Genomic DNA, 19230 nt, shown 5'->3' with positions numbered 1-19230 from the left:
TATTAAAAGACTTGTTCTACTTCAACGACACCTGGCACTTCTTCTAGAAGAGCGCGCTCAATTCCGGCTTTCAGCGTAATTGTTGAACTTGGGCAGCTGCCGCATGCGCCTAGAAGACGAAGCTTAACGATACCTTCATCTACGTCTACAAGCTCACAGTCACCGCCGTCACGAAGTAAAAACGGACGAAGTTTGTCCAGTACTTCCTGCACCTGTTCTTTCATTTCAACTTCAGTCATGACATTCGCTCCTTTCGTCGTCATAAAACCATTATATTCAGTGTAACAATAAAAATCTATTGTTTGGTTTGCAAAGTTGCTTTCCCTATTATAGCACATTCAGACTTCAACACAAAAACGGTTTTTTCTATAAAAACGTCCTTTGGCTCTGTATACTTAAAAGAAAGGACTTACATAGGAGAAGGGGGCGTTTACAAGTGATGAAACCAGTCATGCTAAGCGTGTACGGGGCAGAAACCGTTTGTGCGAGCTGTGTAAATATGCCGACAGCCAAGGATACATACGAGTGGCTTGAGGCTGCGCTGAAAAGAAAATATCCAAATCAGCCTTTTGAGATGCAGTACATCGATATTCATGAGCCGCCTGACAATGAACATGCGAAAGAGCTTGCGGAAAAAATCAGAAATGACGAGTATTTTTATCCGCTTGTGCTCGTAGAAGACAAAATTGTCGGTGAAGGCAATCCAAAATTAAAAGACGTTTATGAGGAAATGGAGAAGCATGGGTATACAGAAAACCGCTGACTTGATCAGCGGTTCTTCTCTATCATTAACCGTTATGGTGTTTATACATCCACAGCAAGCCGGATTTCAGCATACGCGGAACACGGCCGATCAGCGGACGGTCAGCAACAAGCCCGAAGCCGGCTTTTTTTCCGAGTGAACCGAGGACGCCTTTCAGCTTAAACTGCGGCATTGATTCAGGCAGGGCTTCTCCATTCCAGCGTTTTTGCAAGATTTGGACAATCTGCTCTGCTTGAGCCTCTGCCAGCTGGGCGCTCGGCGCATGAGGAAGGCTGGCGCAATCGCCGACAACGTACAGATGTTCATCATCTGGAAGATTGTGATGAGGCGTTAATACAATACGCCCTTGTGCGTCCTTCTCCACATCTAAGTCTCTGACGACTTTGTTTGGCTGGATGCCGGCTGTCCACACGATGGCGTCTGCAGAAATCGGATCATCGTGGTTATACACAACGCCTTCTTCTACTTTTGTGATATTTGCCCTGTTAATAATGCGGACACCGTGCTCTTCGAACCATTTTTGCACATATTTGCTTAAACGCTCGGGAAAGCTTGATAAAATGAGATTACCGCGGTCGAACAAAATAATGTTCAGGTCATCACGGCTTTCTCTCAATTCACTTGCAAGCTCAACGCCGCTTAAGCCCGCTCCTACAATGGCGACGGTGGCATTAGCGCTCAGATTATTCAGCTTTTGGTAGGTTTCGCGGGACTGATCGATGGTTTGAATACTGTAGGTGAATTCAGGCGCTCCCGGCACGTTGTGATATTTATCCTCACAGCCGAGCCCGATTACGGCGTCATCGTAAGAAATCGGTTCACGATCTTGGAACAGCACTTGTTTTTGTACAATATCAATTGATGTGATATCACCGTATTGGACATCCAGGCGAGGGTGCTCTGGGAATGACACTCTGATATGATGGTCAGAAATTGTGCCTGCGGCAAGGGCATAATATTCTGTTTTCAAGCAGTGATAAGGATTTCTGTCAATTAACGTGATTGAAACATCATCAGGCAGCTGGTTTGGCAATAAGCGATGAAGAACACGCATGTTCCCGTAACCTCCGCCGATCAAGACCAATTTTTTCATTTGAATTCCCCTTTAATCCGAAGAGTATGATAGATACATTGAAGAAAATACGAACTATGTAAAATAACATCTAGAATTATATCGAATTTGATCTAAAATCACAATAATAGTTTCAAAATAACCTACAATTTAGCCTGAAAACACAAATTAGTAAAACGTTATTTGAGAAATAATATGTTACGATAATAAATTTTGAATCATCCGTTGTCTTTGACGAATAGTGAAAAATTCGCGATAATGGACATATGTGAGGTGAAACCGCATGAATCCAATGATTGAATTTTGTGTCAGCAATCTGGCTCACGGCTCTCAGGAAGCCCGGGCGATTTTGGAGAAGGATCCCAACCTTGATGTCCTTGAATATGGCTGCTTAAGCTACTGCGGGACATGCATGGAATCGCTTTTCGCTCTGGTAAACGGAGAATTCGTCATGGGTGAAACGCCTGCTGAGCTTGTTGAGAATATATATACCTTTATTGAAGAAAATCCAATGTTTTAAAGAAAAGGGCCTGGACAGGCCCTTTTTTATTTTGCCGTACAAAAGAACTAAAAAAATGTGTAGACATCAAAAAATATTATTGTTATCGTATAAAAGATATTTTTTTAAATAAAATTTAAGAGGTGTACGAGTATTCATGAATGTTCTGTGGGGGCTGCTGGGCGCAGTTGCGATCATTGCTATCGCGTTTTTATTTTCAGAAAAGAAAAGCAATATTAAGATAAGAACCGTCATCGTTGGTTTATGCACACAGGTGGCGTTTGGATACATCGTGTTGAAATGGGAAGCGGGACGCGCTGTTTTTTTATGGTTTTCAAGCCGTGTACAGCTTCTGATTGACTATGCGAATGAAGGCATCAGTTTTATTTTTGGACCGCTTCTAAAGGTCGGAGACAGTCCGGCATTTGCATTAAGTGTACTGCCCGTTATCATTTTCTTCTCAGCACTGATTGCAGTTTTATATCATTTGAAAATCATGCAGCTCGTTTTCCGTGTCATTGGCGGCGGATTGTCGAAGCTCCTTGGAACAAGCAAAACGGAATCTCTGGCGGCCGCTGCCAATATTTTTGTAGGACAATCAGAATCTCCGTTAGTGATCAAACCCCTGATTGCCGGGCTGACGCGCTCTGAGTTGTTTACGATTATGACGAGCGGTCTATCGGCAGTTGCAGGATCTACCTTGTTTGGGTACGCGCTTCTCGGCATTCCGATTGAATACTTGCTGGCGGCCAGCTTTATGGCTGCTCCAGCTGGACTTGTCTTTGGTAAATTGATTATACCCGAAACGGAAAAAACGCAAACCGTAAAAAGCGATTTCAAAATGGATGAAGGCGAAGGTGCAGCCAATGTCATTGACGCAGCTGCAAAGGGAGCGTCAACAGGACTGCAAATTGCGTTAAACGTTGGGGCGATGCTGCTTGCGTTTGTTGCGTTAATCGCTGTAGTAAACGGTATTCTCGGCGGGGCTTTCGGCTTGTTCGGTTTAAAAGGCGTAACATTAGAATCCATTCTCGGCTATGTGTTTTCTCCTATCGCCTTTTTGATTGGCGTGCCTTGGCATGAAGCATTGCAGGCGGGAAGCTATATCGGCCAGAAATTGGTGCTGAATGAGTTTGTCGCTTATTCTAACTTCGGTCCGCACATCGGCGAGTTTTCTAAGAAAACTGCTACCATTATCAGTTTCGCGTTATGCGGATTCGCCAATTTTTCATCAATTGCGATTATGCTTGGTACGCTGGGCGGATTAGCACCCAGCCGCCGTTCAGATATCGCACGTCTCGGCCTGAAGGCTGTTCTTGCAGGAACATTAGCCAATCTGCTAAGCGCAGCCATTGCCGGTATGTTTATATAAACGATAAAAGCTCCTTGCGTCAGTGCAAGGAGCTTTTATGTATGAAAAACGGGGGATAATTGTATTGTGTCCGCTTATAATAGCTTTTATACTAAGAAAAAGAAAAAAAGTTGGAGGCACCTATGAACTCATTTCGATTTACCAAAATGCACGGCCTGGGAAACAGTTATATTTATGTGAATCAATTTGAAGAACAGCTTCCAGAAGAAAAACTGTCAGAGATTGCAATTCAGGTTTCTTCTGTTTATACAGGGATCGGATCCGACGGAATGATCCTGATATGCCCATCAGACCAAGCGCCTGTTAAAATGCGGATTTTTAATAATGACGGGTCTGAAGGGAAAAACTGCGGCAACGGCCTGCGCTGCGTCGCAAAATACGCATATGAGCATAAGCTGGTTGAGGAAACATCTTTTCTGATTGAAACTCTCTCCGGGCTTGTGAAAGCGGAGGTTCAAGTCGAAAACGGAAAAGTGAATGTGGTCACTGTCGATATGGGCGAGCCGCGCTTGACAAAATCCGAGCTTCCGATGCTTGACGGCGGGGAAGAGCACACAATCAATGAAACGATGGCATTTGGTGAAGTAGAACTAACAGGCACTGCCGTTTCAATGGGAAATCCGCATATCGTTTTTCCGATCGCAGACATTGAACAGGCACCCTTAACGACACTGGGGCCGGTGATTGAGAAAGATCCGAGATTTCCGGAAGGCATCAATGTGGAATTCGTTGAAACCGTGAATGAACAAGAATTGCATTTCCGCGTCTGGGAACGGGGATCAGGGATTACTCAGGCATGCGGGACAGGAGCATGTGCAGCGGCAGTCGCATCTGTATTAAACGGCGTATCAAAGCGAAATCAAGACATCACGGTGCATTTAGCAGGCGGGGATTTGGTGATAAACTGGAAAGATAACGGCCATGTAATGATGACAGGGCCGGCTGAAACAGTTTGTGAGGGTGTCTATTTCTTGTAAAACACCTTGTTTGAGAATTGGAACGATCATGTTTATAATAAAAGACAGCAACCGGTTTTTAAAAGGAGGTTCACAATGATGAGCAACCCGGTAACAATTACAGAAGCAGCAGCTTTGCATATAAAAGATATGATGAAAGAGCATGAAGAAGAAAACGCGTTTCTGCGTGTAGGCGTCAAAGGCGGCGGCTGCAGCGGACTTTCTTACGGCATGGGCTTTGAGCATGAAAAGAGTGAATCAGACAGTGTGTTTGATCAGCACGGCATCACTGTTCTAGTTGACAAAGAAAGCCTTGACATCATGAACGGCACCGTGATTGATTATAAACAATCCATGCTCGGCGGCGGCTTCACCATCGACAATCCAAACGCCATCGCTTCATGCGGCTGCGGTTCTTCGTTCAGAACAGCAACGAATGCAGGCAAGCCTGAAGAGTGCTAAGCACTAAAAACGGATAGCAACTATTACTGACGCTTTTCTTAGCGATAAATCATCGTTAAGGGAGGCGTTTTTATTATGGGGAAATGATGCAGAGAGTTCCGGGGACTTCGGCAAGAGAAACGCTGCTTTGTTGTTTGATTTTTGTTGTAAATACAGCAAAGTTACGCTATATTTAATGCGGAGTATATTTTATTGCATTTACAACAAAAACACGATAGGGAGTTGGTGATGAAGAAGATTTTTGGAATGGTAACAAGGCCAGTATCTGTTCCGTGTTTAAATATATAAAAGGGACACAAGACAATTGAATTTTAAATAAAGGGGCTGAATCCGAACAATGAGTATAAAAATGAAAAAATGCAGCCGGGAAGATTTACAAACACTTCAACAATTGAGTATTGAAACATTCAATGACACTTTTAAAGAACAGAACTCACCTGAAAATATGAAAGCCTATTTAGAAAGCGCATTTAACACTGAGCAGCTGGAAAAAGAGTTATCCAATATGTCTTCGCAATTCTTTTTTATTTACTTTGATCATGAAATCGCTGGATATGTAAAGGTCAATATCGATGATGCTCAGTCTGAAGAAATGGGTGCTGAATCACTTGAAATCGAGAGAATTTATATAAAGAACAGCTTTCAAAAACATGGGCTTGGCAAACATCTGTTGAATAAAGCTATAGAAATTGCGCTGGAACGTAATAAAACGAACATTTGGCTAGGTGTGTGGGAAAAAAATGAAAATGCCATTGCCTTTTATAAGAAAATGGGGTTTGTTCAGACCGGCGCCCACTCTTTTTATATGGGTGATGAAGAGCAAACGGATTTAATCATGGCTAAAACACTCATATAATATTTTTCGAAGGGTGGATGATGATGTATATTCCAAAATATTTTAAAGTCTAAATGCTGAAGAAATTTGGAATTTTGTACAAGAAAACTCCTTTGGTACGGTTGTCACAACAGAACAAGGAAAACCAATTGCCACACATTTGCCGTTAGGATTCAATAAAAAAGATGATCATTACTATATTACGGGGGGTATTTCGCTTATGGAAATCCTCAGTGGAGAACGTTTGAAGCCTGTGAAGATGTGCTTGTGATGTTTCAGGGACCGCACGCTTATATTTCTTCTTCCTGGTATTCGCGCGAAAATGTTCCGACGTGGAATTATCAGGCTGTCCACATGTATGGAAAAGCAAGTATGTTAGAGAAAGATGAATTAGCAGAAGAATTAACAATCATGCTGGAGAAATACGAAAAACATCGTGACAATCCTGTTTTATGGGATAAGCTTTCTCCAAAACTCTTAGAACGTGAATTGAAAGGTATCGTTGGATTTAAGATTAAGGTGGAAGATATTCAAGCGGCATATAAATTAAGCCAGAACCGAAATGAAACGGATTATATGAACATTATTGAACAGTTGCAAAATGAAGAAAATCCAAATGCAAAACAAATGGCAGAACTGATGGAAGATAAATTCAAAAAGCAAATATAAGCTTACTTTGCTGAAGAAGTAGCAGAAAACGCCAACTCAAGCAGAGAACCGCTGACTTGGCGTTTTTTTATGATTAATATTTATCCCCATTAAAAATGGAATTTTTCACAATCACATAATCCACATTGCGGATGGCGTCAAGCTTTGTTCCGCCTGCATAAGAAATAGAAGATTGAAGATCCTGCTCCATTTCAATCAATGTATCCTTGATTGAGCCTTTATGCGCCACGTGCATTTTTTTGCCTTCGACATTTTTCTTTTCGCCTTTTTGGAATTCAGAGGCTGAGCCGAAGTACTCCTTGTAAAGCTTTCCGTCTTTTTCGATCGTTTGGCCTGGCGATTCTTCGTGTCCGGCAAATAGTGAACCGATCATGACCATCGTTGCGCCGAATCGGATTGATTTTGCGATGTCGCCATGGGTGCGGATGCCGCCATCCGCGATAATCGGTTTGCTGGCAGCCTTGGCACACCAGCGCAGCGCTGCTAATTGCCAGCCGCCAGTGCCGAAGCCGGTTTTGATTTTCGTAATACATACTTTTCCCGGTCCGATGCCGACTTTAGTGGCATCCGCTCCCGCATTTTCAAGCTCTCTGACTGCTTCCGGCGTTCCGACGTTGCCAGCAATAACAAAGCTTTCCGGCAAATGTTTTTTAAGGTGCTGGATCATTTCAATGACAGCATTTGAATGACCGTGAGCAATGTCAATTGTCACGTATTCAGGAGTCAGATTTTCTTCTGCCAGTTGGCGGACAAATTCATACTCCTCATCTTTGACGCCCACGCTGATAGAAGAGAATAACCCGCGTGCGTTCATATCTTTAATAAAATTAATTCGTGTCTCAGGCTCAAATCGGTGCATCACATAAAAGTAGCCATTTTCGGCTAATTGAATCGCTAGTTTTTCATCTATAATCGTCTGCATATTGGCAGGGACGACGGGCAATTTAAATGTACGTCCGCCTAAACGTACGGATGTATCACATTCTGAACGGCTATTTACAATGCATTTTGCAGGAATTAGCTGAATATCTTCGTAATCAAATACATTTTCCATGGTTTTCACTCCTAAAAACGAATATTTAAAAGTATAATGTATAAAATGTTCGCCTTCTATAATGTACTCTGTTTTATTTAGGATGTCAAACATTATGATTTGCTGGCAGGTGTGGTGCAAGTGCCGAAGCTTGTCATGCAGGGTGAGTTTAGGTATCATAGTTTTAACGAATGGTCTTAGAGAGCGAATCAAAACGCGAATGATATACGTTCAGCAAAGCTTGGTCGTTCAGCACCAGGCTTTCTTTATGGCATGGACATGGGAAAGGAGCGAATAAAATGGCCCAAAACGAAGAAAAAACACCGAAATCCCAAAAGATTCAGGACCGCATTATTATGGCAATGATCTGGGTGGTCGCAGCCCTTGTGATTGCGCTGGTTGTAGGAACTGCATTGAATTATATAAATATCTTCAAATAAAAAAGGAGCTGTGTCGCAGACACAAGCTCCCTTTTTTATTATTTATTTTCAAAAAGACTTGTTGAGTGAAGAGGCTGTACGCGGGCTTTCGGGTCCATGTAAGCCTTGGCGTTGTTCACTGCTGTCGGTGCCTCACCGAAGCCGCTGGCAATCAGGTTGACTTTTCCTTCGTATGTACAAATGTCACCTGCTGCAAAGAAGCCTTCGATATTTGTTTCCATTGTTGATTTTACGACAATGGAATTTTTCTCGATGTCCAGGCCCCAGTTTTTGATCGGTCCAAGAGATGAAACGAAACCGTAGTTGACGATTAAGTCATCAATTTCTAAAATCTCTTTGCGGTCGCCTTTCACTTCTTCAAGCACTAGCTGTTCGATTTTGTCTTCGCCGATCAGCTCCGCAGGGACGAATGGTGTCAGGACATTAACCTTCGACGCATGAAGGTTTTCCACACTGTGCTCGTGCGCACGGAACTTGTCGCGGCGGTGAATGATCGATACTTCTTTTGCGATTGGCTCAAGCATAAGCGCCCAGTCAACCGCGGAATCTCCACCGCCAAGGATCGCAACGCGTCTGCCGGCAAATTTTTGCAGATCATCAACGAAGTAATGGAGGTTTTTGCCTTCATACTGCTCGGCATTTTCAAGTTCCAGCTTTCTCGGTTTGAATGCGCCGTTTCCTGCAGTGATGATGACCGTTTTAGAGTAGTGGGTTTCTTCATTTGTTACAAGCTTAAACACGCCGTCCGCTTGTTTCTCAACAGATTCAACCGCTTGCTCCAGACAAATGGTTTGGTCGAATTTTGCCATTTGCTCTTTTAGGTTATTGATAAGCTCTTGCGCACGGATTTTCGGGAATCCCGCTACATCATATATATACTTCTCAGGGTATAGGGCGCTAAGCTGTCCGCCGAGCTGAGGCAGGCTTTCGATAATTTTGACGCTTGCCTGTCTCATCCCGCCGTAAAAAGCGGTGAATAAGCCGACCGGTCCCCCGCCTATAATTGTAATATCATAAACCTTTGTATCCTCTCGCATACGAAAATTGCCTCCTAAATGAAAATTGTTATTAATTATACCATATTGCCGTTCAAATTGACGAGTCAGCAGAAAAAATCGTAAGGATCTAACGTGCCCATCCGTTCTTGAAAATATTTCCGCAGGCCGCTACGATAATAACCAAATGAAATGATCTTTTTCTGAATGTTTCTTGGGCCAGCCGGATAAACATGATAATAGTGCTATGGGTAAGGACTTCACAAAAAACTTTTCAATATATTTCATAAAATCCCGCCAATAAGCTGAAGCTAACACAAATGATGATTTTATTATGGGTCTAACAAAAGCAAAAAAAGAGAAGGTGGATGTGATGGCATTGAATAAGCCCAAAATCGTGATTTTAGGTGCAGGGTATGGCGGATTGATGACGGTGACAAGGCTGACGAAGTATGTCGGGCCGAATGATGCTGACATTACGCTTGTAAATAAACACAATTATCATTATGAAACGACATGGATGCATGAAGCGAGCGCGGGTACGCTCCATCATGACCGCTGCCGTTATCAGATAAAAGATGTAATCAACCAGTCACGGGTTAATTTTGTACAGGATACCGTAAAGGCAATCAAAATTGATGAGAAAAAAGTTGTGCTTGCGAATGGAGAACTGCAGTACGATTATTTAGTCATCGGGCTCGGCGCCGTGCCTGAAACGTTCGGCATTAAAGGCTTAAAAGAATATGCGTTTCCGATTGCCAACATCAACACGTCGCGCCTGCTGCGGGAACATATTGAGCTGCAGTTTGCGACTTACAATACGGAAGCGGAAAAACGGCCGGACAGGTTAACGATCGTTGTTGGCGGTGCCGGATTTACGGGAATTGAATTTCTTGGCGAGCTGGCTGCTCGCGTGCCGGAGCTCTGTAAGGAGTATGACGTTGACAGAAGTCTTGTCCGCATTATTTGTGTGGAAGCAGCGCCGACCGTTTTGCCGGGCTTTGATCCGGAACTTGTTGATTACGCCGTACATTATCTTGAGGAAAACGGAGTTGAGTTCAAGATCGGCACGGCTGTACAAGAATGCACACCAGAAGGAGTCAGAGTCGGCAAAAAAGATGAGGAACCAGAGCAGATCAAATCGCAAACCGTTGTATGGGCAGCAGGTGTCCGCGGTCATCCGATTGTGGAGGAAGCCGGTTTTGAGAATATGCGCGGCCGAGTCAAAGTCAACCCTGATCTCCGCGCCCCGGGACATGACAATGTCTTTATTCTCGGCGACAGCTCGCTGTTTATGAATGAAGATACAGAGCGCCCGTATCCGCCGACTGCGCAAATTGCAATGCAGCAGGGCATAACGGTCGCTAAAAACCTTGGCAGGCTTATTAAAGGCGGAGAGCTTGAGGAATTCAAGCCGGACATTAAGGGAACAGTGGCTTCTCTTGGCGAGCATAACGCTGTTGGGGTTGTTTATGGCAGAAAGCTGAAAGGCACGCCCGCTTTGTTTATGAAAAAAGTCATTGATAACCGCTCACTGTTTATGATTGGCGGACTCGGACTGACATTGAAAAAAGGCAAGTTCAAGTTTTTCTAAAAACCCGCGGAAGCGGGTTTTCTTTATTGAAAAACGCCAAAATAAAAAGAGAACGAGAGGAAAATAAGTATGTTTCCGCTTACATCAAAAGATTTGTCACATGATCTGACTTTATTGTTGACAGCTTGATATGGTATATTATCAGAAAATTAAGAAAAAAGGGTGATGATTAGATGAAAACTGCAACGACAACCGCTTCACATGCATGCCCATTTTGTTCAGGGAAAGGATATTTTCAATTGATTCTCGGCGGTTCAGAGACTTGTCCGTCTTGCCAGGGGACAGGAAAAGACAGTCATTCTTTTTCCAGCCGTTGACTTTATTTCAGCCCCCGCGTTACACTAAAAACAACGCAGGGGGGTGGAATAGGTTGATTAGTCTGCCAGTCGTAATCATCTCAATTGTTTTGTTTTTTGTCTTGTTTTTTGGAATCGGTTTCTTATTAAACATGCTGCTGAGAATGTCTTGGATTATGGCTGTGATTTATCCAATTGTATGCCTTTTCATTATCAGCAAAGAAAAGCTGATCAGCTATGTCCAGTCGCCGGGAGAATCCTTTGCCAGTCTGTTTCATCGTGTCTTATCATTAGCGGCTGCTGATGTGCTGATTTTAGTCAGCGGTTTGGCCGGCGCCATCGTGTCCGGTATAGCGATCAACATGCTCAGAAAAAGAGGATATCAAATGTTTTAAATGCCGCTTTCTTCTAAAGAAAGCTTTTTTTATGCGTTCATCTCATTCACCATTTTGAATAATGCTCTCTCCACTTGGGAACAATGATTCGGAGGAGAGGTGAATGATGTTGAATATGATCAGACGTTTGCTGATGACCTGTTTATTTCTGCTTGCATTTGGCACGACATTTTTATCAGTGTCAGGAATTGAAGCGAAGGACTTGTCAAAATGGGTGCAGGAACATCAAGATAAGCACTTGAAGCATGCAGGACTGACATTAAAAGCATTGCAGCAGAAACAAACACAAACCACGTCCGCGGCTGAGGATAAAACTAAACAGTTAGAAGAGGCATTTGATTGGGATGAATATCCAGTCCGAAGAGTAACAGCAACAGGCTACACAGCAGGAGCTGAGTCGACGGGCAAAAATCCTGGTGATCCATTATACGGGCTTACATATTCCGGTGTGAAAGTGAAAAGGGATTTATATTCCACGGTTGCTGCTGACCCGTCCGTATTTCCGATTGGCACGATCTTATTCATTCCGAACTACGGTCTCGGCGTTGTAGCTGACACAGGATCGGCAATTAAGGGAAACCGCCTTGATCTGTACTTTGAAACCGTCAAAGATGTATACAATGAATGGGGCAAAAAAACCCTTGATGTATATGTGATTAAAAAGGGAACGGGAAAGATTACGGAGGATGAGATTGAGAAGCTCAATGAAACAAAATCTTTGCAAGTGTTCAGAAATCAATATAAAACTGTGAAAGAATAAAACGCTCCAGCGAAAGCAGGAGCGTTTTTTTACATGAAAAAGTAAGCGAGTGCCAATGTCAGTAAAATACCTGTTAAGCCTCCGAAAAAGACTTCGATCGGCTGATGTCCGAGAAGCTCTTTCAGCTTTTTTTGCTTTTCTTTCTCTTCAGCCTTAGGGAAGTCCTTCGCTTCATTTACGAAACGGTTAAAATCAATAACAAGCCTATTAATGACTGTTGCCTGCTCACCGGCGTGACGTCTGACGCCGGTTGCGTCAAACATGGTGATGACGGCGAAAATGGCGGAAACCGCAAAGAGTGAGGAGCCTAATCCATGCTCCAAGGCTACGCCTGTTGAAAGCGCAGTGACCGCTGCGGAGTGAGAGCTCGGCATGCCGCCTGTGCTTGTGACCAGCGACCAGTCCAGTTTTCTGGACACGATAAACTGTATGGGCACTTTGATGACCTGAGCAAAAATAATTGCGGCCAGGCTTGATAATAAAGGAAAATTCGTTAAAAGTTCCATCGGCGACATCCTTTCTATTTGAAAAATCCTTCGTGTTTCAAAAGAAAAAAGCAAGTCTTAGACTGTTGTTTGTTAAAATAAGTATAGTGGAAAGAATGTTTTTCCTATTATACCATTGTTCATTACAAATACCCATTACGTTAGGAGTGTAAGCCTCATGTTTTATGCGGTTCAACAATCAGAGCATACAGAAACCCTTGTGGTCGGGCTTTTTCAAAAAAGCCAGCTGACAGGAAAAGCGTTGGAAATTGATGAAATGCTCGAAGGCCATCTGACACAGCTTTTAAAAGAGGGTGATGTCTCTGCGAAACCGAATCAAGTATCAAAAGTATTCCCTCCATCTTCTGCGGGTATGAAACGGATTTATTTCGTTGGTCTGGGGAGAGAAGCAAATTATTCGTTTGAACAGGCGAAGGAACGTTTTGCTCATGTTTTTCAAGCCATTCATAAAGATCGAAAACAAGAAACTGCTGTCCTGCTTGATACGTTTATTTCGGAAGACGTGCCTCCAGCCGATGCCGCTCATGCTTTAGCTGAGAGCTGCCTGCTTGCTTCCTATGAGGTGCAGGATTATAAGCACAAATCAAATGAGCCTGACAAACAAATTGAAGCCGTGTATGTTGTAACAGATGAAGATACACAGGAAGTGCAGGCGGGGCTTCGCGTCGGCCAGGCATACGGACAAGGGACAAATTCGGCTAGAACGCTTGTGAATATGCCGGGAAACATGCTGACAGCGACTGACCTCGCTTCGTATGCTGAAGAGCTTGCGGCGAAATATGATTTTGAGTGTGAGATATTGGAGAAATCAGAGATGGAAGAGCTCGGTATGGGCGGAATACTTGCGGTAAACCAAGGCTCCACCGAACCGCCGAAAATGATTGTGTTGAAATATCAGGGCAAAAAGGAATGGGAAGACGTCGTCGGACTAGTCGGGAAAGGAATTACCTTTGACACAGGCGGCTACTCCATTAAAACGAAATCTGGAATTGTCGGCATGAAATCAGATATGGGAGGAGCTGCTGCGGTTCTCGGTGCTATGGAAACGATCGGAGAGCTTCGTCCTGAGCAAAACGTGCTGTGCGTTATTCCATCAACCGATAATATGATCTCCGGCGGGGCCATGAAGCCGGATGACGTGATCGTATCTTTAAGCGGAAAAACAATAGAAATCCTTAATACGGATGCTGAAGGAAGGCTAGTGCTTGCAGATGGCATTACATATGCGAAACAGCATGGCGCATCAGTTCTTGTCGATGTAGCTACGCTTACCGGCGGCGTCGTTGTGGCATTAGGAACAGAAACAACCGGCGCAATGACAAATGATCAAAGCTTTTACCAGCAGGTAGCTGATGCTGCACAAGAGTGCGGCGAGGCGATCTGGCAGCTGCCGATAACAGAGAAGGATAAAAAACGCGTGAAAAGCAGCCAAATGGCGGATCTCAACAATTCACCGGGACGCGAGGGACATGCGATTATGGCAGGAACGTTTCTTGGTGAATTCGCTGAGTCAACACCTTGGGTTCACCTTGATATTGCAGGCACAGCGACTGCCAATAAAGCAACCTGCTTCGGGCCGTCCGGGGCTACCGGCGTTATGGCAAGAACACTGGCTACACTTGCGGAGCGATTTACATTGGAAGAAGATAAAAACGAGTAATGAAAAATCCCTGCTGTATGATGCGGCAGGGATTTTTTTCTTCCGAAATCTTTAGTTGACTAAAGTGGATCGATTATGATACGATACGTTTGTACTTTATCTATCTACTACATTAGCAAACTAAAGGATTTTTGGAGGGGTATCATCATGAATGCAGTCGTCATCGCAGTCCTGCTTATGCTTGTATTAAGCCTGCTGCGTGTCAATATTGTTATCGCATTAATTATAGGCGCCTTGGCCGGCGGGTTAACAGGCGGGCTCGGTCTTGGCGAAACGGTTAAAGCTTTCACAGACGGTCTCGGCGGAAATGCCACCGTTGCAGTCAGCTATGCCATGCTTGGCGCGTTTGCCGCCGCTTTGACGAAAACAGGTCTTCCGGACGCAATGGTGGAAGCCTCCGTTAAATTAATCGGAAATAAAGAAGATTCTCGAAAAAAAGCACTGTCTAAGGTGCTGATTGTGCTGATTATTTTAATTGTATCTTGTTTTTCGCAAAACGTCGTTCCGGTTCACATCGCGTTTATTCCGGTGCTGATTCCGCCGCTTTTGAAAATCTTTAATGAACTTGAAATGGACCGCCGTCTGATCGCGTGTGTAATTACATTTGGCTTAACGGCTCCTTATATTTTGCTTCCGGTCGGTTTCGGCCAAATCTTCCAAGGCATGCTGAAGGACAATATGGCGGATGCCGGGTTAAACGTTCCGCTTGCTGATATTCCGTACGCACTGATTATTCCAGTTGCAGGTATGGTTGTCGGCCTTATTTTATCAGTGATCGTATACCGTAAACCGAAACAATATGAAACAAAAGATATTTCAGGTGCAGAAGCATCGCCATATACGAGAAAAAGTATTGGTATCGCGGTTCTAGCCATTGTTGTGTCACTCGGCGTCCAGCTTTACTTATCTCAGACTTTGGGAGTAGAAGGAATGATTATGGGGGCGCTCGCTGGTCTGATTGTTCTGTTTGTCAGCGGTGTGATGAAGCGTGATGAAGCGGACTCACTGATTACTGATGGAATGGTTTTAATGGCCTTTATCGGCTTTGTCATGCTTGTTGCAGCCGGATTTTCAAACGTATTAACGAAAACCGGAGATGTCGAGTCACTGGTCAAAACGTCAGCCGGTTTTATCGGACACAGTCAGTCCTTGGGCGCATTGCTGATGCTCATTGTCGGCTTATTAATTACAATGGGGATCGGATCTTCTTTTGCGACGATTCCTGTTATCACAACCATTTTCGTGCCTCTATGCATGCAGCTTGGATTCAGCCCGATGGCAACGATTGCGATTATCGGAGCTGCTGCTGCCCTCGGCGATGCCGGTTCACCTGCCAGTGACAGTACGCTTGGGCCGACTTCAGGTTTGAGTGCGGACGGCCAGCATCACCACATTTGGGACACTTGTGTGCCGACATTTATATTTTATAATATCCCGCTTATCATCTTTGGCTGGATTGCAGCGCTTGTTTTATAGGAAAAAGGCTCCCCTTTACTGGGGAGCCTTTTCTCGTTATGATAAAAAACCGTCCACTAGAACGGTTTTTACGTAGATGATATGTGATTTCTGTTAAAGCCGGTTGCTTTATGAATAGAGCGGTAGATTGCTGGTGCGATAAACGACAGTATCACAGCCAGCGCTGTATCTTTTACCATAAACCAAATCATAAAGCCCCAAGCCGTGCCGTAGCTTACTGGCGTATGAATCCACAGCTTCAGTGCAAGATACATATAGGTAGTGCCGATGAGATACATGATCGCCGTTCCGATAAGTGAAGCAATGAGAAATCGAATTTTACTTGGCTGAATGTTTCGTTCTAAAAACCATCCCGCTGCAAATGCTGCCGGGATGTATGAGATAATAAACCCGCCGCTTTTCCCTGCAAACGGTGCGAAGCCTGCTGAAAATTGAGCGAACACAGGCGCTCCTGCCAATCCCACAAGTGCATATACAATCATGGCCATCGCTGCTCGTTTGCTGCCAAGAAGCAAAGCTGCCAAGAGACAGAAAAACGGCTGCATCGAAAGCGGAATGCCGGCTACTTGTAAAAAGGGTGCTACTGATGTAATGTTGGCCCCGACAGCCATAAGTGCGGCGAACATGCCAATCAGCGCCATATCTCCCGCACGAAGTTTACGTTGTTTCATCGTTGTTCCCCCTTAGGTTGACATACACAATCATAGAGTAATAAAGAACAAAAAGATTGTCAACATGATTTTAAATTAGGTTAACAAAAAGGAGGCCCATATGTATTTCGGAAAAACAAGACAGTCCGATCAATCTGGAAGAGTGCCGCCAAATCAAAACATCACCACTTCATTTCCTGTGCTTCATACCGGAAATGTCCCATATTACGAAGATATGACGAAATGGAATCTTCAAGTATACGGTTTGGTTGACCATCCGATGCTGCTAAGCTTTGAAGATGTCAAAGCCTTTCCACGGTATGAATCGAAAAATGACATTCATTGTGTCACGGGATGGTCAAGGCTTGATAATGTGTGGCAAGGCGTGCGGGCTTGTGATATAGCGGAAAAAGCGGGTGTAAAAGAAGAAGCTGGCTACGTCATTTTACATGCTGAAGAGGGCTGGACGACCAATCTGCCGCTTGATGATTTCTTAGCGGAAACTTCCCTTCTGGCTTATGCGCATAATGGCGAACCTTTAACCCCTGAACACGGCTTTCCTCTGCGGGGTGTATTTCCGCATCTATATTTTTGGAAAAGCGCCAAGTGGCTGCGCGGCATCCAATTTACGAAAGAAAATCACCCTGGCTTTTGGGAGCGGAATGGCTATCACATGAGAGGCGACCCATGGCAAAATCAAAGGTTTACATGGGATTAAGGTTCTATTTCAAATAGGACAATCCGCATCTTTATTGGGTTTTTACTTCCATATTGATAGTCTGCAGGTACCTTATTTGATCAAGGTGCCTTTTTTATTCGGGAAAAAGTTGACTTTCTTTGGAAGAAAACCTATTATTTGAGGTGTCTAGTTGATAGTGAAAATCATTATCATACATTGCGGTTTAGTTTAAGGAGAGGAATGTCGTACTGCATGAAAGAGCAAACAACAGACCGGACAAATGGCGGGACATCAAACGCATTTACGATTCCTGGTACGGAAGTGCGTATGATGTCTTCACGCAATGAAAACCGTACCTATCACATTTTTATCTCGAAACCTAGTACGCCGTCGCCACCCGCTGGTTATCCTGTGATTTATCTGCTGGATGCCAATTCTGTCTTCGGAACGATGACGGAAGCCGTTCGATTACAGGGACGCCGACCCGAAAAAACCGGGGTGATCCCTGCAGTGATCGTCGGCATTGGCTATGAGACAGCGGAGCCTTTCTCTTCAGCACGCCACCGGGATTTTACAATGCCAACAGCCCAATCGAAGCTGCCGGAAAGGCCCGACGGCAGAGAATGGCCGGAGCATGGCGGAGCGGAGGGCTTTTTCAGATTTATTGAAGAGGATTTAAAACCGGAGATAGAACGAGATTACCAGATTGATAAAAATAGACAAACAATCTTTGGCCATTCGCTCGGAGGGCTTTTCGTGCTGCAGGTGCTGCTAACAAAGCCCGATGCGTTTCAAACGTATATCGCAGGAAGTCCGTCCATTCATTGGAATAAACCGTTTATTCTCGAGAAAACGGACCATTTCGTCTCTCTCACCAAGAAAAACAATCAGCCTATCAATATCCTGCTTGCCGCAGGAGAATTAGAGCAGCATCATAAAAGCCGGATGAATGATAATGCAAGGGAGCTTTATGAGCGGCTGGCCGTTTTATCTGAACAAGGCATACGGGCAGAATTTTGCGAGTTTTCAGGAGAAGGACATATTTCAGTTCTTCCTGTTTTGGTCAGCAGGGCGCTGCGTTTTGCGCTTCACCCTGACGGACCGCATCTTTCAATGGGCTGAGACATACTCAGCCTTGCCTTTAAAAAAATATTTGTCACTGAAATTATATTTGACTGTCACATGACATTTGGATATGATTATTTTTATAATTGATAATGATAATCATTATCAATAGATTGCGTTTTTCAAGGCGCAGCAGTCTTTTTCGCTGGATGTCTGTTTGGCATTTAGAGCGAAGAAAGGAATTGATGATATGAATGCAAAGAGTATAGAGGGAAAAATTGCTTTTATAACAGGGGCTGCCCAAGGAATAGGCGAAGCTGTTGCGCGGACGCTTGCCAGTCAAGGCGCACATATTGCGGCAGTTGATTATAATCCTGAAAAGCTGGAAAGAGTTGTGAGCAGCCTCAAAGCAGAAGGCCGCCATGCAGAAGCTTTTCCTGCGGATGTGAGAGACAGCGCGGCGATTGACGAGATCACGGCGCGCATTGAACGTGAAATGGGGCCGATTGATATTTTAGTGAATGTAGCGGGTGTCCTTCGCCCGGGACTGATCCATTCACTTAGCGATGAGGAATGGGAGGCGACGTTCTCAGTGAATTCGACTGGCGTATTTAACGCCTCGCGTTCAGTCAGCAAATATATGATGGACCGAAGATCAGGTTCGATTGTAACAGTTGGATCGAATGCTGCCGGTGTACCAAGAACATCTATGGCGGCATATGCGTCTTCAAAGGCTGCGGCTGTGATGTTTACGAAATGCCTTGGCCTTGAGCTTGCAGAATACAATATTCGCTGCAACATTGTATCTCCCGGATCAACGGAAACAGACATGCAGTGGTCATTATGGGCCGACGAGAATGGAGCGGAGCAAGTCATAAAAGGATCACTTGAGACATTTAAAACAGGGATCCCGCTCAAAAAACTAGCCAAGCCTTCGGATATTGCGGATGCGGTGCTCTTTTTGGTTTCTGACCAGGCAGGGCATATTACGATGCATAATTTAGTCGTAGATGGCGGCGCGACCTTAGGCGTGTAACTGAATTTAAAGGAGGT

The 19230-nt window shown here is 44.3% G+C and carries 22 protein-coding genes and 1 pseudogene; 17 read left to right on the top strand and 6 right to left on the bottom strand.

From position 1 onward, the window contains the following. Positions 1–2: 2 nt before the first annotated feature. Positions 3–338, bottom strand: coding sequence for a NifU family protein (locus NYE56_RS16255; RefSeq protein ID WP_010886606.1), 336 nt, complete (start codon positions 336–338; stop codon positions 3–5). A gap of 98 nt (positions 339–436) precedes the next feature. On the opposite strand from NYE56_RS16255, the gene NYE56_RS16250 reads away from it, so the two are divergent. Then, positions 437–763 carry a YuzD family protein gene (locus NYE56_RS16250; protein ID WP_021480530.1) on the top strand — a complete coding sequence of 109 codons (327 nt, stop codon included), beginning with the start codon at positions 437–439 and terminating at the stop codon, positions 761–763. A 25-nt stretch (positions 764–788) separates the two neighbouring features. Here NYE56_RS16250 and NYE56_RS16245 read toward each other — a convergent pair whose 3' ends face one another. Then, on the bottom strand, positions 789–1856 hold the full coding sequence (locus NYE56_RS16245) for an NAD(P)/FAD-dependent oxidoreductase (protein WP_341284110.1): 1068 nt from the start codon (positions 1854–1856) through the stop codon (positions 789–791). Positions 1857–2118: 262 nt separating this feature from the next. Here NYE56_RS16245 and NYE56_RS16240 point away from each other — a divergent pair, with 262 nt between their 5' ends. The 6 genes and pseudogenes from NYE56_RS16240 to paiB all read left to right on the top strand — a co-directional run bounded on the left by NYE56_RS16240 (position 2119) and on the right by paiB (position 6628). Continuing rightward, positions 2119–2355 carry a YuzB family protein gene (locus NYE56_RS16240; RefSeq protein ID WP_341284109.1) on the top strand — a complete coding sequence of 79 codons (237 nt, stop codon included), beginning with the start codon at positions 2119–2121 and terminating at the stop codon, positions 2353–2355. 136 nt (positions 2356–2491) lie between these two features. After that, positions 2492–3706: a NupC/NupG family nucleoside CNT transporter gene (locus NYE56_RS16235; RefSeq protein ID WP_003228710.1), complete on the top strand. Its 1215-nt coding sequence runs from the start codon at positions 2492–2494 to the stop codon at positions 3704–3706. A gap of 122 nt (positions 3707–3828) precedes the next feature. Continuing rightward, the gene (gene dapF, locus NYE56_RS16230; protein WP_003243745.1) at positions 3829–4683 is read left to right on the top strand and encodes a diaminopimelate epimerase; all 855 of its coding nucleotides are present in this window, start codon (positions 3829–3831) and stop codon (positions 4681–4683) included. A 78-nt stretch (positions 4684–4761) separates the two neighbouring features. Further along, a complete protein-coding gene (locus NYE56_RS16225) occupies positions 4762–5124 on the top strand; it encodes a HesB/IscA family protein (protein ID WP_003244166.1) in 363 nt (120 codons plus the stop codon). Positions 5125–5461: 337 nt separating this feature from the next. Further along, positions 5462–5980, top strand: coding sequence for a spermidine/spermine N(1)-acetyltransferase (gene paiA / locus NYE56_RS16220; protein ID WP_268555096.1), 519 nt, complete (start codon positions 5462–5464; stop codon positions 5978–5980). A 23-nt stretch (positions 5981–6003) separates the two neighbouring features. Then, a pseudogene (paiB, locus tag NYE56_RS16215) lies at positions 6004–6628 on the top strand (protease synthase/sporulation negative transcriptional regulator PaiB). A 73-nt stretch (positions 6629–6701) separates the two neighbouring features. Here paiB and guaC read toward each other — a convergent pair. Then, complete coding sequence (gene guaC, locus NYE56_RS16210) at positions 6702–7682, bottom strand: GMP reductase (RefSeq protein ID WP_160244666.1); 981 nt, start codon at positions 7680–7682, stop codon at positions 6702–6704. 278 nt (positions 7683–7960) lie between these two features. Between guaC and NYE56_RS16205 the strand changes: the two genes are divergently transcribed. Further along, entirely contained in the window at positions 7961–8101 is a 141-nt protein-coding gene (locus tag NYE56_RS16205) for a hypothetical protein (protein WP_003228723.1), read from the top strand. Positions 8102–8139: 38 nt separating this feature from the next. Here the strand turns inward: NYE56_RS16205 and yumC are convergent, their stop codons facing one another. Then, on the bottom strand, positions 8140–9138 hold the full coding sequence (gene yumC / locus NYE56_RS16200; RefSeq protein ID WP_003220618.1) for a ferredoxin--NADP reductase 2: 999 nt from the start codon (positions 9136–9138) through the stop codon (positions 8140–8142). Between the two features lie 331 nt (positions 9139–9469). On the opposite strand from yumC, the gene NYE56_RS16195 reads away from it, so the two are divergent. The 4 genes from NYE56_RS16195 (at position 9470) to spsC (ending at position 12141) form a co-directional block, all read left to right on the top strand. Next, the gene (locus tag NYE56_RS16195) at positions 9470–10690 is read left to right on the top strand and encodes an NAD(P)/FAD-dependent oxidoreductase (RefSeq protein WP_341284108.1); all 1221 of its coding nucleotides are present in this window, start codon (positions 9470–9472) and stop codon (positions 10688–10690) included. Between the two features lie 173 nt (positions 10691–10863). Then, positions 10864–11007 (top strand): YuiA family protein, encoded by a 144-nt coding sequence (locus NYE56_RS16190; protein WP_003243733.1) that lies wholly within the window; start codon positions 10864–10866, stop codon positions 11005–11007. Positions 11008–11060: 53 nt separating this feature from the next. Next, positions 11061–11381: a YuiB family protein gene (locus NYE56_RS16185; protein WP_003243877.1), complete on the top strand. Its 321-nt coding sequence runs from the start codon at positions 11061–11063 to the stop codon at positions 11379–11381. Between the two features lie 103 nt (positions 11382–11484). Then, the gene (gene spsC, locus NYE56_RS16180; protein ID WP_341284107.1) at positions 11485–12141 is read left to right on the top strand and encodes a stationary phase survival protein SpsC; all 657 of its coding nucleotides are present in this window, start codon (positions 11485–11487) and stop codon (positions 12139–12141) included. A gap of 29 nt (positions 12142–12170) precedes the next feature. Here the strand turns inward: spsC and NYE56_RS16175 are convergent, their stop codons facing one another. Then, entirely contained in the window at positions 12171–12647 is a 477-nt protein-coding gene (locus NYE56_RS16175; RefSeq protein WP_268548023.1) for a divergent PAP2 family protein, read from the bottom strand. 157 nt (positions 12648–12804) lie between these two features. On the opposite strand from NYE56_RS16175, the gene NYE56_RS16170 reads away from it, so the two are divergent. Both NYE56_RS16170 and NYE56_RS16165 read left to right on the top strand, forming a co-directional pair. Further along, a complete protein-coding gene (locus NYE56_RS16170) occupies positions 12805–14307 on the top strand; it encodes a leucyl aminopeptidase (RefSeq protein WP_014477856.1) in 1503 nt (500 codons plus the stop codon). Between the two features lie 147 nt (positions 14308–14454). After that, positions 14455–15783 carry a Na+/H+ antiporter family protein gene (locus NYE56_RS16165; protein WP_335387352.1) on the top strand — a complete coding sequence of 443 codons (1329 nt, stop codon included), beginning with the start codon at positions 14455–14457 and terminating at the stop codon, positions 15781–15783. A gap of 68 nt (positions 15784–15851) precedes the next feature. On the opposite strand, the gene NYE56_RS16160 is transcribed toward NYE56_RS16165, so the two are convergent. Then, positions 15852–16454 (bottom strand): biotin transporter BioY, encoded by a 603-nt coding sequence (locus NYE56_RS16160; protein WP_341284106.1) that lies wholly within the window; start codon positions 16452–16454, stop codon positions 15852–15854. A gap of 100 nt (positions 16455–16554) precedes the next feature. Here NYE56_RS16160 and NYE56_RS16155 point away from each other — a divergent pair, with 100 nt between their 5' ends. The 3 genes from NYE56_RS16155 (at position 16555) to NYE56_RS16145 (ending at position 19213) form a co-directional block, all read left to right on the top strand. Then, positions 16555–17151: a sulfite oxidase-like oxidoreductase gene (locus NYE56_RS16155; protein ID WP_341284105.1), complete on the top strand. Its 597-nt coding sequence runs from the start codon at positions 16555–16557 to the stop codon at positions 17149–17151. Between the two features lie 213 nt (positions 17152–17364). Then, positions 17365–18234, top strand: a complete 870-nt coding sequence (gene besA, locus NYE56_RS16150) for a ferri-bacillibactin esterase BesA (protein WP_341284104.1) — start codon at positions 17365–17367, stop codon at positions 18232–18234. Between the two features lie 193 nt (positions 18235–18427). Beyond that, a complete protein-coding gene (locus NYE56_RS16145) occupies positions 18428–19213 on the top strand; it encodes a 2,3-dihydro-2,3-dihydroxybenzoate dehydrogenase (protein ID WP_341284103.1) in 786 nt (261 codons plus the stop codon). Positions 19214–19230: the final 17 nt, after the last annotated feature.

The sequence above is a fragment of the Bacillus sp. FSL R5-0603 genome (genome assembly GCF_038050295.1).
Classification (GTDB): Bacteria; Bacillota; Bacilli; order Bacillales; family Bacillaceae; genus Bacillus; species Bacillus subtilis.
The sequence above is the reverse complement of the archived record's forward strand: the minus strand, read 5'-3'. Positions and strand labels throughout refer to the sequence as shown.